The 14,176-nt window shown below is 67.9% G+C and carries 15 protein-coding genes; 3 read left to right on the forward strand and 12 right to left on the reverse strand.

Features of this window, described 5'->3' with window-relative positions; translation table 11 throughout:
* Positions 1–10: 10 nt before the first annotated feature.
* The 3 genes from RBS60_RS01245 to RBS60_RS01255 all read right to left on the reverse strand — a co-directional run bounded on the left by RBS60_RS01245 (position 11) and on the right by RBS60_RS01255 (position 2,003).
* Positions 11–271, reverse strand: a complete 261-nt coding sequence (locus RBS60_RS01245; RefSeq protein WP_307955687.1) for a hypothetical protein — start codon at positions 269–271, stop codon at positions 11–13.
* 140 nt (positions 272–411) lie between these two features.
* Positions 412–1,374, reverse strand: coding sequence for a polysaccharide deacetylase family protein (locus tag RBS60_RS01250; protein WP_307955688.1), 963 nt, complete (start codon positions 1,372–1,374; stop codon positions 412–414).
* A gap of 65 nt (positions 1,375–1,439) precedes the next feature.
* Complete coding sequence (locus RBS60_RS01255; RefSeq protein WP_307955689.1) at positions 1,440–2,003, reverse strand: mycothiol transferase; 564 nt, start codon at positions 2,001–2,003, stop codon at positions 1,440–1,442.
* A gap of 252 nt (positions 2,004–2,255) precedes the next feature.
* Here RBS60_RS01255 and RBS60_RS01260 point away from each other — a divergent pair, with 252 nt between their 5' ends.
* Positions 2,256–2,606: a holo-ACP synthase gene (locus tag RBS60_RS01260; RefSeq protein WP_307955690.1), complete on the forward strand. Its 351-nt coding sequence runs from the start codon at positions 2,256–2,258 to the stop codon at positions 2,604–2,606.
* A 63-nt stretch (positions 2,607–2,669) separates the two neighbouring features.
* Here the strand turns inward: RBS60_RS01260 and RBS60_RS01265 are convergent, their stop codons facing one another.
* Positions 2,670–2,966, reverse strand: coding sequence for a hypothetical protein (locus RBS60_RS01265; protein WP_307955691.1), 297 nt, complete (start codon positions 2,964–2,966; stop codon positions 2,670–2,672).
* Between the two features lie 207 nt (positions 2,967–3,173).
* Here RBS60_RS01265 and RBS60_RS01270 point away from each other — a divergent pair, with 207 nt between their 5' ends.
* Positions 3,174–4,754, forward strand: a complete 1,581-nt coding sequence (locus RBS60_RS01270) for an NAD(P)H-hydrate dehydratase (protein ID WP_307955692.1) — start codon at positions 3,174–3,176, stop codon at positions 4,752–4,754.
* A gap of 5 nt (positions 4,755–4,759) precedes the next feature.
* Here RBS60_RS01270 and RBS60_RS01275 read toward each other — a convergent pair whose 3' ends face one another.
* The 3 genes from RBS60_RS01275 to RBS60_RS01285 all read right to left on the reverse strand — a co-directional run bounded on the left by RBS60_RS01275 (position 4,760) and on the right by RBS60_RS01285 (position 6,535).
* Positions 4,760–5,284 carry a hypothetical protein gene (locus tag RBS60_RS01275; RefSeq protein ID WP_307955693.1) on the reverse strand — a complete coding sequence of 175 codons (525 nt, stop codon included), beginning with the start codon at positions 5,282–5,284 and terminating at the stop codon, positions 4,760–4,762.
* Between the two features lie 202 nt (positions 5,285–5,486).
* On the reverse strand, positions 5,487–6,170 hold the full coding sequence (locus tag RBS60_RS01280; RefSeq protein ID WP_307955694.1) for an SGNH/GDSL hydrolase family protein: 684 nt from the start codon (positions 6,168–6,170) through the stop codon (positions 5,487–5,489).
* Entirely contained in the window at positions 6,167–6,535 is a 369-nt protein-coding gene (locus RBS60_RS01285) for a DUF3467 domain-containing protein (RefSeq protein ID WP_307955695.1), read from the reverse strand. Before RBS60_RS01285 ends, RBS60_RS01280 begins: the two co-directional genes overlap by 4 nt.
* Positions 6,536–6,911: 376 nt before the next feature.
* Between RBS60_RS01285 and RBS60_RS01290 the strand changes: the two genes are divergently transcribed.
* Complete coding sequence (locus tag RBS60_RS01290; protein ID WP_307955696.1) at positions 6,912–8,444, forward strand: glycosyltransferase family 39 protein; 1,533 nt, start codon at positions 6,912–6,914, stop codon at positions 8,442–8,444.
* Positions 8,445–8,447: 3 nt separating this feature from the next.
* On the opposite strand, the gene RBS60_RS01295 is transcribed toward RBS60_RS01290, so the two are convergent.
* From RBS60_RS01295 to RBS60_RS01315, 5 genes are read right to left on the reverse strand one after another with little or no spacing between them, the layout of a single operon-like run.
* Positions 8,448–9,554, reverse strand: coding sequence for a glycosyltransferase family 4 protein (locus RBS60_RS01295; protein ID WP_307955697.1), 1,107 nt, complete (start codon positions 9,552–9,554; stop codon positions 8,448–8,450).
* On the reverse strand, positions 9,551–10,429 hold the full coding sequence (locus tag RBS60_RS01300; protein WP_307955698.1) for a hypothetical protein: 879 nt from the start codon (positions 10,427–10,429) through the stop codon (positions 9,551–9,553). The genes RBS60_RS01295 and RBS60_RS01300 overlap by 4 nt, the downstream gene beginning before the upstream one ends.
* Positions 10,430–10,458: 29 nt before the next feature.
* On the reverse strand, positions 10,459–11,472 hold the full coding sequence (galE, locus tag RBS60_RS01305; RefSeq protein ID WP_307955699.1) for a UDP-glucose 4-epimerase GalE: 1,014 nt from the start codon (positions 11,470–11,472) through the stop codon (positions 10,459–10,461).
* Positions 11,469–12,572, reverse strand: coding sequence for an acyltransferase (locus RBS60_RS01310; RefSeq protein ID WP_307955700.1), 1,104 nt, complete (start codon positions 12,570–12,572; stop codon positions 11,469–11,471). Before RBS60_RS01310 ends, galE begins: the two co-directional genes overlap by 4 nt.
* Entirely contained in the window at positions 12,562–14,061 is a 1,500-nt protein-coding gene (locus RBS60_RS01315; protein WP_307955701.1) for a sugar transferase, read from the reverse strand. The genes RBS60_RS01310 and RBS60_RS01315 overlap by 11 nt, the downstream gene beginning before the upstream one ends.
* Between the last annotated feature and the right edge of the window lie 115 nt (positions 14,062–14,176).

Here is a 14,176-nt window from a genome sequence, read left to right on the forward strand (position 1 = left end):
TGTGGTCAGGTCAGGACTTGCGCTGGCTCGCGCTGCGCCGGCGCGGCCAGCCCTGCTTCTCGAGGTGGCCCTGCTTCTCGACTGGATCTGCGGCGTCGTCTGGGATCGTGCCGTTCTCACCTGCGAGCAGCCGGCCCGCGTCGGGCCCGGGGATCTGGGCCGCGGCGAGATGCGGCATTCCCGGGTTCCGGCCCACGCCGTGGGATGCAGGGCCGCCTTGCTGGCGCAGGTGTGTTGTTCGGGAGGACGTGAAGACTTTGAGCCATCGCATCGCGATCACCTCTGAGGTTCTGTACTGTCCATTGTCCCGCGGAATGGCCGGAATGCGCCAGATCTCGCCGACCGCCGTTGTTCCCGAGGCCCGAAGAGGGGCGCGAGATCCGTACCGGAGACCGTGGGGCGGGCGATGGGTCAGAGGAGGATGTCCAGGGTGGTGAAGCCGTAGCCTGCCGCGCGCATCTGCGCGATGATGTCGGGCAGGGCCGCTGCGTCCAGGGTCGACCCGTCGTCGGGGTTGGAGCCGACGTGCATGAGCACGATCTCGCCGGGCTGGAGGGCCGCGAGGACCCGCTGCGTGACGAACCCCGGTCCGCGGGCCCCGCCAAGGGTTCCCTGCCAGCCGAGGGAGTCGACGGTCCAGCGGATCGCCGCGTAGCCGTTGGCGTTCACGGCCGCGATGGTGCGTGCATTGCGCGCGCCGGAGGGGAACCTAAAGAGCGGTCTCGGGTCGGAGCCTCCGGCCTGGATCGCGGCCTGGGCGTTGGCGAGTTCGGCGGCAATCTGCGCATCGGTCTGGGTGGTCATGTCGGTGTGCGTCATCGAGTGGTTGCCGATCCGATGCCCCGCGGCGGCGATCTGCGCGACCTTGGCCGGGTTGGCCTGCGCCCACCTGCCGGTCAGGAAGAACGTCGCGGGGACCTGGTTGGCGGCGAGCGTGGAGAGGATCGAGGCGAGGCCGGCGTCGTTGGCGCCCGCATCGAAGGTGAGGGCCACGAGCTTCTGTGAAGTGGCGATCCGCTCCACGTCGAGGCCGCGCAGCGCCTCTGGCAGCACTGGTGCCTGGGGCTGGGGTTCGGGGGCGGGTGGGGCCGGCTGCTCCGGCTCGGGCTGCGGCGGGGCGGGAGCAGCGGGTTCGCTGGGCTGGGGACCCGGCACGGTTCCGGTGGGTGGGCTACCGGGCGCTGAGGGTGTTGCCGTTGAGGTTGGCGTTGCGGATTGTGACACCGACGGTGACACAGAGGCGCTTGCTGAGGGACCCGCCGTCGGGCTCGGAGCGAAGCGCATCACGGCGAGCGCGAACGCGCCGGCCACGAGGGCGAGAGCGAGCACTGCCCCGACGATGATTGCGATCTGCCGCCGCGCCAATGCCGCCACGATGAGCCCTCCTGCTCACGAGCGTAGGCGCGGGAGGCTGGGGCGCGCGAGGGCCTTTGGTCCGCTCAGCCGAGGATGAGGCCCCGCACGTAGGACGCCTGGCCGAGATGCTGAGTCGTGTCGTTGAGGATGCTCATGAGGCGGACCGCTGCGGTGACCGGCGGGTTCCACCGGAGGTCAACGACGCGTCCGAGATCGTCGTCTCCAAGGCTGTCGAGCACCGCCAGCGTGCGGGCGTGCGTGGCCTCATGGTAGCCCCGCAGGGTCTCCGCCGCAGTGGGAGGGAAGGCGTCCAGCTCGGCGTCCGACTGCCCGTAGCCCGTGGCCCATTCGCCGAAGGGCAGCGCGAACTGGTCCCGCCACTCGGCCCACACCTGCCCGGGCGGGACCTCGCGGGTGCGGGAGGCTGGCGGGTCGTTGCCCTCAAGGACGTGGGCCAGCGCAGCGATGTGGTCGTCCTCGACTCGGGTGAGGTGCCACACCAGCCACGCGATGTGGTTCGCGTGCGGGCCTGGCCGCTGCAGGAGGTGTTCTGGGGAGAGTCCCAGGAGGACGTGCTCGACGCCCTCCCGGACGCGCTCGAAGCCGTCTGCCAGGATCTCCGTAGCCCATTTCCGGTCTGTACCCATGGCCCCACCCTATTCCGGGGCGCCCGCGAGGGGGGAGGGGTGCCTTCGGCTGGGGCGGCTCATGCTCATTGTGGGCCAGAAATCACTGTGGAACACGGGGTTTCCCTAGAGACGCGCCAATGGAACCCGCACTGCTCGCAAAAGGGCCTCGCGATATCGCGTGTCGGATGCGACTCGCCGACCCACAGTGCGGACGCTGCTCTACCCCGAGCATGAGCGGACGTGCCTCACGCGCCCCGATAGAGTATCGGCATGGCTATCATTGGCATCGGCGTGGACGTTGTGGACATTGCCCGTTTCGAGCGTCAGCTCGAGCGGACCCCCGGGCTCAGGGATCGCCTGTTCGTCCCTGCCGAACGTGACCTGCATCCGCGCTCGCTCGCCGCACGCTTCGCCGCCAAAGAGGCCGTCGCCAAGGTTCTCGGCGCGCCGGCCGGGATGAACTGGCAGGACTGCTGGATCGGCCTTGGCCCTAAGGGCCCCGAGGTCCAGGTCACGGGAACCGTGCTGGCTGTCGCTCAGGAGTGCGGCGTCAAGCGGTGGCATCTGAGCATGAGCCACGATGGCGGCATCGCCACCGCGATGGTCGTCGCGGAGGGCTGACCCGGAGGAAGCTGGCTCCGTGGAGGCTGACCCTGCGGAGGGCCGGTCCGGCGAGAGCCTGAGCTAGAGGGCGAGTTCCGCGGCGTGCTTGGGTGTGCGCGTCCGGACGGCCTCGACGATGAGCTCGTCCCCACCCACTGACAAGGACTCAGACGAGGACTCTGGCCCCCGCTCGACCAGTGCGACTGGCGCAGTGACGGCCTGCACCTGCGGGTGGGCATCGATGTGCCGGGCGCCCCCAACAGTCGTGAGCCCGAACACCAGCCCGAAGATCCCCAGCGCGCACCAAATCAGCACCGAGATGTCAATCCGGGCCTCGGACGCGATCAGCGCCACGACCACGAATGCTGCTGTGGCCAAAGCGGCCGGCATCCAACGAGACTTCACTACGCCCCCAAAGCGCTCATGTCCTGCCCGAACTGGCCAGGTCCCCAATGCCGCCGCGGTGCGTCATCAGAAACAGCCGAGAGCAGCCCCGTCAGTTTATCGGCCCCACTCCGGCGCGGAAGGCCATCAACGCAATTCACAACTTCTGTACGGGCAATGACTCCTCAGTAGACTCGCACCATGGTTTCCGCGTACACCGGCACCCAGATCCGCGCAGCCGAGAGGCCACTGCTCCAGGGTGGCGGGGGCCCCGCACTCATGGCGAGGGCAGCCCACGGGCTCGCACTCGCGGTTGTTGGCGAGCTCAAGCGCAGGGGAGGCGTCTACGGCGGGCGCGTCGCCGCCGTCGTGGGCAAGGGCAACAACGGGGGCGATGCTCTTTTCGCGCTCGCAGAGCTCGCCCGCCGCGGGGTGCGTGCGACGGCGGTGCTCACCGGAACCACGGCCCACGCCGAGGGGCTCGCGGCCTTCACGGCGGCAGGTGGCCGGATCACCGACGGGCTCGAGCCCGCTGATGTGGTGATCGACGCGGTGCTTGGCACCGGCTTCACTGGCGAATTCGTGTCGCCTCTCCCGCGTCCCCATGCCACGGTGATCGCGTGTGACCTGCCGTCTGGAGTGGACGGGGATACGGGTCTGGCCAGCCCCGGTGTGTGGCGGGCAGACGTCACGGTGACGTTCGGCGCCCTCAAGACAGGGCTGCTCGTGGGTCGCGGCCGTGCGCTTGCCGGGCGCGTGGAGATCGTGGACATCGGCCTGCGACCATACCTACGGGAGCCGGACGTGCGGAGCCTCGACGCCGCCGATGCCGCTGCGCTTCTGCCCGTGCCCCGCGACGACTGGCACAAGTACTCGCGCGGGGTGCTCGGCCTCGTGGCCGGCTCCGAGGACTACCCCGGCGCAGCCGTGCTCGCCACAGCCGGCGCGCTCGCGACGGGCGTCGGGATGGTGCGACTCGTAGCCCCTGATGCGGTGCGGGCCCTCGTCCTGGCGGCGCACCCGGAGATCGTTGGGTCGGCGGAGCCGCGCGGGCGGGTTCAGGCGTGGGCCGTTGGCCCCGGTATCGCGGACGACGACGCGCAGCGCCGCGCGCTCGCGACCGCACTCGGGTCGGGGCTCCCCACCGTGGTGGATGCCTCCGGCCTCGAGGCGCTGGGGGAGCTCCTAGCTGCGGATCATGGATCGGGTAGGCGGGCCACCGAACCGCGCCTCGCGGAGATCCTCGACCGGCTCGCTGAGGACGGGAGTGTTGCGGGGGAGCGTCTTGTGCTCACGCCTCATGCGGGGGAGCTCTCGAGGATATTGGCCAACTTCGTGTCAGATTCGCCTGACCGAGCGGCGATCGAGTCGGAGCCGCTGCGCTGGGCCCGCGAGGCGGCTGAGCGACTCGGCGTCACCGTGCTACTCAAGGGACCGGCGACGGTATGCGCGGCGCCGGACGGGACCGCGTTCATCCAGGCCGAAGGAGACCCGTATCTCGCGACGGCGGGCAGTGGCGACACCCTCACGGGCATCCTGGGGGCACTTCTCGCCACCGCTTCGGGCTCGGGCGCTCACGACGCCGCGCGGCCGGTCGAGCTAGCGGCCTTGGCTGCGTACATCCATCAGACCGCCGGAAGAATCGCCGCCGAACGCGGCCCGTACGGTGCGGGTCAGCTGGCTGATGCGGTCCGTGAGGCGCTGGCGCAAGTTGTCTGGCGGGCTACCAAAGGATTAAGTGACGAAGCCGGCCCCCAAAATCGGGGGCCGGCTTCGCGCTGAGACACTCAGTGGCCGAGTGTGGCCGTGTTCGAGAGGAACGTCGGGTTCGGCGTAGCCGTGATCCCGCCGCCGAAAGGCGAAACCCACTGGATGGAACCGTTGGGGAAGATGACGTTCATGTACGACTTGTATGAGAAACCGCCGGTGACGGTGATCGTCGCCGACGTCGGGGAGCTAAACGTCAGCGAGTAGGTGCCCGACGGTCCGCCACCTGTGATGGTCCGAGGGAAAGGGCCAACGAATGTGACATCCATCGTGCAGGAGAGGATGATCTGGTTGCCCGGATCCCAGCCCTTCGACTGGTTGTCAGCCATGACCTGCAGGATATTGTCCGCATTCGGCTTGAACGGCTGATCGCTGGTGTCGTACGGGTTGGTGGGGTTCCAGCGAATGTGGCCCTGCTGGCCGTTCTGGCCCGAAGCGGCGGCCATCGGCGCGGCAACAGCGGCGGCGATGACGGGGGCGGACCACGCGGCGGCCTTAGTAACCGCGCGGCGTGACGGCATATTGTTGGTGCGAGTCTCGGTCACGAGTCTGTCCTCTCCAGAAGGAACCGCTCCGGGGTCTGGAAAGGACAAAACGAGATAATCCCCCACACCTCGCCCCTAGCGGCGGCTGTCGCGGGCAGGGTGCCCGCACGCAGTCGACGTTGAAGTCAAGCGCTGAGGTTAACCTATCGGCTGTTCTGAAAGGGGGCAAATGTTCTACGTCATGTAGCGCGCGTGTCGTGCGTCACATTGCGGCTAGCAGTCGGGGCAGCTGTCCTCGCGCGGCCTCGGCCATGAGTGCACCCCCGGAAGCATTGGCGTGGATCCCGTCGTCGCTGAGCCCGGGACGCCAGGTTCCGTCCGCCGCGGTGACGGCGCTCGTCACATCGAGCCACGGGACCCCGTGAGCAGCGGCCCAGGCCTTGAGGAGCGCATTCAGCTCGTTGGTGGCAGTGCCCAGCGTCGCGGATGGAGGCACCGAGACTAGCACCGACTCCGCCCCACGTGCGGAGACGGCCCCTACGAGTTGCTCGACCCCCTGTGCGGCCCTGGCGGGCGGCGCACCGTCGAGCAGGAGGTCGTTGGTCCCGGCCTGTACGAGCACCACCCCGCCCTGTGACGTGGCCTCCGGGACCCACGCCTGCAGGGCGATCGACGTCCGGCCCGGGTGGGAGGAGAACACCCCGAGGGCCGCTCCCGGCACAGATCCATCCGCGACCGACCGCTCGAACCAGGAACCCGGCCAGCTCGAATGCGAGTCGCCCAGAACGCTCACGAGAGTCAGCCCCGATGAGTGTGCTGAGGCGTGCAGTGATGCCGACTGCGACGGAGAGCCGGCCGCGGAAGGGGACGGCTCGGCGTCGTGCGTCCCGGACGTCGAGCACGAGGCGAGGGCCGCGAGCACCGCGAGGGCGAGGAGGGGCTTCATTCGGGCCCGTCGACGCCCTCGTCGTCGATCCGGACCTGCCGGCCCTCGGAGTCGAAGAGCGGCCTGGCCGGCGGCTTGCGCCCCGTCTCCTGCTCCCAGATGCCGAGCTGGCGGGTGAGGGCGGCGGCGAGCTCGAACACCTGTTCCGGGGGAATGCGGATGCGGCTCACGACCCGTCCGGGGATGAGCTCCGCCGCCTCGCCGTCGGGACCCTCACCGGGCTGGGCGGGCTGGGTGAGCGCGACGAAGTCGAGGACGAACACATTCGGCGTGTGCCACAGGTTTGCGAAGTCGGCGAAGCGCCCCTCGACGTTCTCCTCGGGCAGGTCGATCTGGAAGACCTTGGGCAGGTCGGGCTCGGTCATGAGCCCATCATCGCCCCGTCAGGGGTACTCCGCGAAGAAACGAAGGGTTTCCCTGCTTGCCCCGTAGCGGACACTCACACATGGACGGGTGGATGCGGCGGCGGGGTGCCGCGGGGGTCGGCGTCGAACTACTTCCGCACGCGCGCTGCACTGCTTGGGGGCGTTGTCGAGCACATCGTGGAGCAGGAGAGGGGCGGTGCAGACGCGCCGGATGCGCTGCCCACGACTGTGGAGGGGTTCCTCGGGCTGCTGGCCGCGACCGCACTCGTGGCCGTGTGCGAGGGGCTGATCATGCACCGGATCGCCGTGGACCGCGAGGCTGATGTCCGGGGTGCCATCCGCGCCGTGGTAATAGCATTTGCTAAAGGGGGAGCTCATGGTGACAGTGACAGATCGGGGCGGTCACCGCCCCGCGGGTGAGGGCGGCACGACCCGCTCGAAGCTCCAGAAGATTCGTGGCATCCAAGGGCTCGCGACCGGGGTGGGTGTCTTCGTCGTCGGCGTCGTCGCCTCCATCGTGGGAACCGCAGGCGTCGCGCTGTGGTTCGACGAATCCGCCACGATCGCCGCATCGGCACGGCCCCTGGGCAAGATCTTCGAGCTCACCCGCTCGGTGGATGCCGTACACGCGGCCTATTACATCTTCATGCACTTCTGGATCGACGTGTTCGGGGCGGGACCCCTGAGCGTTCGGATGCCGTCGGCGCTTGCAGTGGGCCTGGTCGGCTTTGCCGTCGTTCGCTTCGGGACCACCGTTGTCGATCAGCGGTTCGGGGCCACCGCTGGCCTTATGACCGTTCTTCTCCCACGGGTGGTTTGGGCCGGAAGCGAGGCCCGGCAGTTCGGCTTGAGCGCCCTGCTCGCCGTGCTTCTCGTGTGGGCGGTATGGAGCGCGTGGGATCGCCGGGACTGGCGTTCGTGGGCAGCGGTCGGCATTGTGGTCGCCGTCTCCGGCTACGTCTTCCTCTTCTCGGTGCTTCTTCTGCCCGCGCTCATCATCGCGTCGTTCGTGCTCCGCCGCTCCCCTTGGACCACCACCCTGTCGTTGGGACTCGGAGCCGCACCGGTCATCGCTCTCGTCCTCGTTGCCGCGCCGCAGACCGGCCAGGTCTCGTGGATCCGTGAGCCATCCAAGGCGCAACTGCTCAAGGACGTGTTGGTCACCCAATGGTTCGAGGGCCAGGACAAACCCTTGGGATGGTATCCGCCCCCCTGGGCCGAGCCTGCTGCAATCGTGCTGCTCGCCTTCGTCGCCGCGCTCGGCGCGGTGGCCTTCTTCGGCGCCCGGCGGTACGTCAACGAGATGCGGCTCGTGGTCGTCGCCGTTCTGTGGGCCTGCGTTCCCACCGTCTTGCTCGTTGGCATCTCGATCGTCGCGACTCCGCTCTACGTCCCTCGGTACCTCACCTTCACAGCGCCTTCGATTGGACTCTTGGCGGCTTTGGGCGCGCGGCAGCTGTACTCGAGAGCCGTGGTCCACGCCTCAGCCCTGGTGCTCGTCGGTGCGACACTCCTCGTGCCGCAGCTCTACATGAAGGACTTCACACCTCGCGGGGCTGACTTCAAGAAGGTCGCGGCCGCCGTCGGTGAGGCCCGGGCGTTCTGGTCAGACCGGATTGTCTTCAAGAACGATCAGGCACGCGCTATCGGTGCCGCATATCCTGAGCCATTCGTCGGGAGCAGCGACGTACTGCTCGTCGAGGGCCCGGCGGATTCGAACACCCTCTTCGGCCGTTCGGCCGAGGTCGCCATCCTCGGCAGGGTGGGCAGGGAGCGCGTCATCTTCGTGGGGGACCACCAGGGACTGGACGGCGTTGCCTATCGCGAATTGGTGAAGTCGTGTGTGGCCCAGGAGTATCCGCGAGGGTATGGCAGGATCGTGCTCTTCGACTGCCGCACCGGGCGCTGACGGCTACGAGTCCCGCGAGGCCCCTGAGCCGGTGATCAGCGCCCCGATCTCGGCCCACATGCGCCGGAACGAGTACCTATCGACCACCGTCTGACGGGCGGCCGCACCGATGCGCGCCCGGAGTCCCGGATCGTGGTGAGCCTGACGGATGACCTCGGCCATGCCCGATGGGTCGTGCAATGGCATTGCCAGGGCAGTCACGCCGTCGTCAATGTATTGGTCCATCGCCTCGGTTGAGGTGACGGCTACGCAGGCGCCACAGGCCGAAGCTTCGAGGAGCACCGATTGGCCGGTCGGGTATGCCAGATCATGTGTCGGAACGACCACGAGGTCCGCGGAACGCAGATTCTCGCGGTGGGCCATGATGTCCACTGGCGCGTGGAGGGTGACGTTGCCGGGAAGCGGTTCGGCGATGCGCCCTGGCTGAGTGAAGATATCGAAACGCGCTTCGGGGACCAGCCTGGCTGCCGCAACGAGCGACTCGAAGTCCCTCCCCCTGTCCACCCCGGCGGAGAAGACCTGGAAGCGGCGCTTCGTCTCCGGAACGGGGTAGTAGAAGTCGGGATCGACCCCGAAGTCGACGGGGAATACCTTGGACTCGGGCACGCCGATCGACGCGAAGACCGAACGCTGGTTCTCGCTGAAGACGATCAAGCCGTCGATACCCTCGATGTCCCTCCGGATGCTCTCGCGCGTGCGCTCGCTTGCATGGAGCAGCTCTTCGGCCCACCAGCATGTGACGGCCCAGAAGGGGCGGTCGGCATAAGGCCGGAGACCCCGCCGGCGCAGGCGCGAGACGAACTGGGCTCGCCGCTCGAACATTGCGAAGACCGCGTCGGCGCGCCACGCCTCGGTCACGGCACGCAGCGGCATGTCCACGTCGACGCCCGAACGGTGCTCGACGACGTCACGCACCTTCCGGTGCAAGCGACCCCGCGCAGGGGTGAGGGTCTTCAATTCGAAGCCGAGCTCGTCGAGGAGGTCCACCCGGTACGGGCCCGGAACGTGGGGACGCCCCGCCTCCCGGGCAGCGCGGTCAACGATGCCGTGGTGATCGAAGAGCCCGAGAATGCGGGGTTCTCTCATGGACGCGGCTGTGGTGGTCGTCATGGCTTCGCCGCTCGGGGTGTGAGGGACCAGAATCGCTCGTGGCTGGGCAGGGTGCTGGCCTTCTCCAGACGCCGCTTCCGCGGGTCCAGCTGTGGCAGCTGACTCACATAGAGGCCGATCCGGCCTGCTTTGGCGGGGCGGTCGACGGCGAGCGCGACTTCGGACGCTGAGAATCCGAAGCGTGCCTGCGCTTCGGCGACCCCATGGTCCCCGGCCCGCGACCACAGGTACGGGAGCTCTTCGTACAGCACCACGCGGGCGGAGCCGTGAGTCGCTGGGCCGCTGAGGAGGGGGGCGAGCAGGGCGTCTCGGACGAAGAGGTGGTCCGGGTGGGCAAACGAGCGGTGGACGAGTCCACGGCTCTTCTTCCATAGGAAGACCTGATGCGCCACCCACCGGCCACCGAGCGCTCCGAGCGCGCTCTTGAGTGCGCCGGCGAATGAGCGGGTCCTTTGGGCAGAGGAGGCCGCACCGGGTTCACCTTCGCCTGCCACCGGAAGTCCGGCCATGTGGCCCGTCCCCGCAGGGATCAGGACGTACTGCTCCTGATCCCCGTGTCCGGCGATCCACTCGCGCACGGCGGCGGCCAGCCGATCGGCGTCGTCCGCAGGGCGGGGGAGCGACGCGTAGGCGAGGTCGAGGAGGTCCAGGCGGTGGGTCTCGACTCCAAAACGATCGAGGGCCTCGTAGTCCTCGGCGAGTCGGGCGTCCATCGCGGCATCCGAATTGGGGAAACCGGCGAGCACATCGTGCGTCACGGCGACTGCCGGGGCGGGTCTGCCGGCGAAGACCGTCAGAACCTCCACACCGGGTCTGTCGAGGATGGACCCGCAGGAGAGTGCGGCGTCGTCGAGGTGGGGAGAGACGATCAGCATAGGAGTGCCCTTGGCAGGCGGGAAGGGCGTCACGCGTCGTAGCCGTTCGGATTGGCGTCCTGCCAGTGCCAGTGGTCCTCGATCATCTCGCGCAGGCTCCGTACGGCCCTCCACCCCAGATCCCGCGCAGCCTTGGACGCGTCCGCATAGCTCACGGCGACGTCGCCGGGCCGTCGCTCTACGATCCGGTACGGAATAGGGCGACCGGAAACTTCTGCATACATTCGGATTACCTCCAACACCGAGTATCCGCGACCCGTGCCCAGGTTCCAGACGTCTACCCCGGTCCGTGACGCGATCCGGTCGAGTGCGGCCACGTGGCCCTCAGCTAGGTCCATGACGTGCAGGTAGTCGCGCACGCCTGTGCCGTCAGGGGTCGGGTAATCGCCTCCGAACACGCTGACGGCCTCGTACCGTCCCACGGCGACCTGGCCGACGAACGGCACAAGGTTGTTTGGCACGCCGCGCGGGTCCTCCCCGATCTGCGCCGACGGATGTGCGCCGACCGGGTTGAAGTAGCGCAGGATCCCGATGCTCCAGCGCGGATCCGACGCCGCGAGATCCCGAAGGATGTCTTCGGTCATGAGCTTGGTTCGGCCATAGGGGTTCGTCACGGACAGGGGGTGGTCCTCCGCTGTGGGAACCGTCTCGGTAACCCCGTACACGGTGGCAGACGAGGAGAAGATGATCCGGCGAACGCCCGCCGCGTCCATGGCATCAAGCAGTTGGAGCGTCCCGCTGACGTTGTTGGTCATGTACCGCAGCGGTTTGGCGTTCGACTCGCCCACAGACTTGAGTCCGGCAAAATGGACGACGGCGTCGGGCCGGGTCTCGGCGAAAATCTCCTCGAGCAGGTGGCGGTCCAGCAGGTCGCCTTCGACGACGGGGATGTCGGAGCCCGCAAGATCTGAAGTGCGGCGTACAGCATCACGCGAGGCGTTCGAGAAGTTGTCGACCACGGTCACCTCGTGGCCCGCCGCGATGAGCGAGAGGGACGTATGGGTGCCGAGGTAGCCCGCGCCCCCGGTGACGACGATCCTCATGTAAGACGCCCCCTGTCCGTCCTCGCCGAGCGCGTCCAAGCCAGGCCTATCCCGGCGCCGGGTCGGAGGTTCTTGAGCGATAAGGCGGGTTTCTCGATCAACCGCCAGGACAGCCAGGCGAGCCCGAGCGCGATGGCCAGTGTGGCCACGGCGTTTGGCAGGACTCCCCAGGGCGCGGTCCCCATGTCGACAAGCAACTGCTGCACAGGGAACGCGTAGATGTAGAGCCCGTAGGAGAGGTCATTGCGCGTTGTGACATCAGTCGTCGCGCGAGAGCCGACGGCCAGCAATAGGTACGCGAGCGGGACCTGACCAAGGCTTCCGTCCGCGCCGAGGTACCAGAGCGCGACATAGCTTGCGGCGGCCGCCGCGATGAGGCTCATCCGCACCGGGATTCGGCGGGCCGCAGCGTACATCGCGGCGCCAACGAGGAAGTAGCTGCCGAGGCGGCCGGCGTAGTGGTAGAAGCTTGTCGAGACGTGGACCGGCCCTTCGATGAGCATCGACCCGGCAATGGACATCAAGGCGAGCGCCGTGAGGACTACGCCCATTCGGGATCGGATCCACGGGACGGTGAGGACCGCGCCCAATGCCAAGTAGGCGACGAACTCGTAGCCGAGGGTCCAGAGGGATCCGTCCCACACCGATGGGTACGGAACGTCTCCGAGTGTCTGACCGATACCCCATTGCCGAACCGCGAGGAGAGCGTTGCCTATGACGAAGCCAGCCGCGGACAGCCAGTCCATCGGCCTGTGCTCGAGCGCCGCCGCCAGGGGCGAGAACACGAGCGCGATGGCGAGGAGGCAGACGAGGAAGCCGGGAAAGATCCGGAGGATACGCCTTACCAAGTAGACGGGCAGCGATGTGCTGACCCTGCTCGCTGCGATGAGATAACCGGAGACTGCAAAGAAGCCGTTGACGGCGATGTCGCTCAGGAACTCGAGGTGAGGCCCGGACAGGCTGCCGGTGAGAGGCCACGCGTGGCCGATGACGACGAGCAAGGCCAAGAACAGGCGAACCGCGTTGAGGCTGTTGGTACGGGAGCTCAACCGCGCCTGGAGAGACGGAGACGACGGGTCGAAGACCACGTCAGTAGGCACCGTTCGAAGTGGCGACCGCCCGCACGGTCTTGATGAGGATCATGAGGTCCTGGATCATTGACCAGTTCTCGACGTAGTACAGGTCGAGCCGCATCGAGTCTTCCCACGAGAGATCGGAGCGCCCGCTCACCTGCCACAGGCCGGTGATGCCCGGCTTGACGAGGAGTCGCCGATGGGCGAAGTCGTCGTAGCCGGCAACCTCGACCGGCAGCGGCGGGCGTGGGCCAACGAGGCTCATGTCGCCCTTGAGGACGTTGAACAGCTGGGGAAGCTCATCGATCGAGTAGCGGCGGATGAACTGGCCGAAGCGGGTGACGCGCGGGTCCCGCTTCATCTTGAACAGGACGCCATTGCCATTGCTGGCCGCATGCAACTCATCGAGCCGGGACTCGGCATCCGACGCCATCGAACGGAACTTGAGCATGCGAAATGGGTCGCCGGCACGCCCGATCCTGATCTGGCGGAACAACGCGGAGCCCGGGCTGTCTGTCCGCACAAGTACCGCTACGACGAGCATCGGCACAGCGAGGACAGCCGTCAGGAGGCCCGCAACGACCAGATCGAAGCCCCGCTTCGCGACTCCTTGAGCGCCTTCGAGCTTGGGTGTGGTGACATGGATCAGCGGCAGCCCGGCTACGGGCTGCGTGTGGATGCGGGGTCCAGCGATGTCCGTGAGGGCTGGCGCCATGACCATAGAGATGTCCTGGGCAGCGAGCGCCCACCCGAGCTGACGGAGCGTCTCGGGGCGGATGGCGGCGCCGCCCGAGATCGCCACCGTGTCGACCTCGGTCGCGGAGATCGCGCTCAGGATCTCATCGAGCGAGGGGCCCGACCCGACGACAGGCAGGGGCAACTCAGGGCCGCCTACCTCGAGGTCGCCGAATCCGGGGACGAACGCTCCGATTGGGCGGTAGCCCGCCTCCGGGTGACGGCTCAGCTGGCGATTGAGGTGCTCGACCGAGTCGGCCGAGCCGACCAAAAGGACCCGGGACAGCCGCCGTCCCGCCATGCGGTCATGCACCAGCACATTACGCAGGACCCAACGGCCGAAGAGGAGGGAAACGATGCCAAGTGGAAGCGCGATCGCGACGTAGCCGCGCGCCGTCTCGAGCTGGAACACATACGAGACGACGGCGACCCCTCCGAACAGCCACAGCGAGGCCGTCGCAACACGCTTGTACTCGGTGGGACCATAGCCAAGAATCCGCGTGTCGCGCGTCCCCCACAGGCCTAGCATCAGCACCCAGGCGATGGCGAGGGCACCGCCCACGAGCGCGTACGGGGTCTGCCTGATGAGGACGTCCAGCGTCGGGTCGTTGATCCCGAACCGCAGAAGCTGCGCGCCGACGACCGCCCAGATGACGGAGAGCAGGTCTACGAAAGCGATCAGGGACTGCTGCGACCATGGCCAGATGGGTGCCGCTTCCCTCAGCCTCCGACGCGTCGCTGCGACGCCACTGCGGCTGGCGTCGGTCCGTCCGTTCCCCATAGTGCCCCCATGCGTCGTCTCAAGGCACCTTGAGCCGAGGCCTGGGGATGCCACGGGCCGACGTCAGAGCGTGGCCTTCAAGGCGATAGACTAGCGGACGTTTTGTGAACACGCC

Source organism: Sinomonas sp. ASV486, assembly GCF_030908215.1.
Taxonomy (GTDB): Bacteria; Actinomycetota; Actinomycetes; order Actinomycetales; family Micrococcaceae; genus Sinomonas; species Sinomonas puerhi.

What these genes read in the sequence shown, in the direction of transcription:
- RBS60_RS01280 (WP_307955694.1), bottom strand. Translation starts at nt 6,170, where the DNA reads ATGAAGCCCCTCCTCGCCCTCGCGGTGCTCGCGGCCCTCGCCTCGTGC.
- RBS60_RS01285 (WP_307955695.1), bottom strand. Translation starts at nt 6,535, where the DNA reads ATGACCGAGCCCGACCTGCCCAAGGTCTTCCAGATCGACCTGCCCGAG.
- RBS60_RS01315 (WP_307955701.1), bottom strand. Translation starts at nt 14,061, where the DNA reads ATGGGGAACGGACGGACCGACGCCAGCCGCAGTGGCGTCGCAGCGACG.
- RBS60_RS01255 (WP_307955689.1), bottom strand. Translation starts at nt 2,003, where the DNA reads ATGGGTACAGACCGGAAATGGGCTACGGAGATCCTGGCAGACGGCTTC.
- galE (WP_307955699.1), bottom strand. Translation starts at nt 11,472, where the DNA reads ATGAGGATCGTCGTCACCGGGGGCGCGGGCTACCTCGGCACCCATACG.
- RBS60_RS01270 (WP_307955692.1), top strand. Translation starts at nt 3,174, where the DNA reads ATGGTTTCCGCGTACACCGGCACCCAGATCCGCGCAGCCGAGAGGCCA.
- RBS60_RS01295 (WP_307955697.1), bottom strand. Translation starts at nt 9,554, where the DNA reads ATGACGACCACCACAGCCGCGTCCATGAGAGAACCCCGCATTCTCGGG.
- RBS60_RS01300 (WP_307955698.1), bottom strand. Translation starts at nt 10,429, where the DNA reads ATGCTGATCGTCTCTCCCCACCTCGACGACGCCGCACTCTCCTGCGGG.
- RBS60_RS01290 (WP_307955696.1), top strand. Translation starts at nt 6,912, where the DNA reads ATGGTGACAGTGACAGATCGGGGCGGTCACCGCCCCGCGGGTGAGGGC.
- RBS60_RS01260 (WP_307955690.1), top strand. Translation starts at nt 2,256, where the DNA reads ATGGCTATCATTGGCATCGGCGTGGACGTTGTGGACATTGCCCGTTTC.
- RBS60_RS01245 (WP_307955687.1), bottom strand. Translation starts at nt 271, where the DNA reads ATGCGATGGCTCAAAGTCTTCACGTCCTCCCGAACAACACACCTGCGC.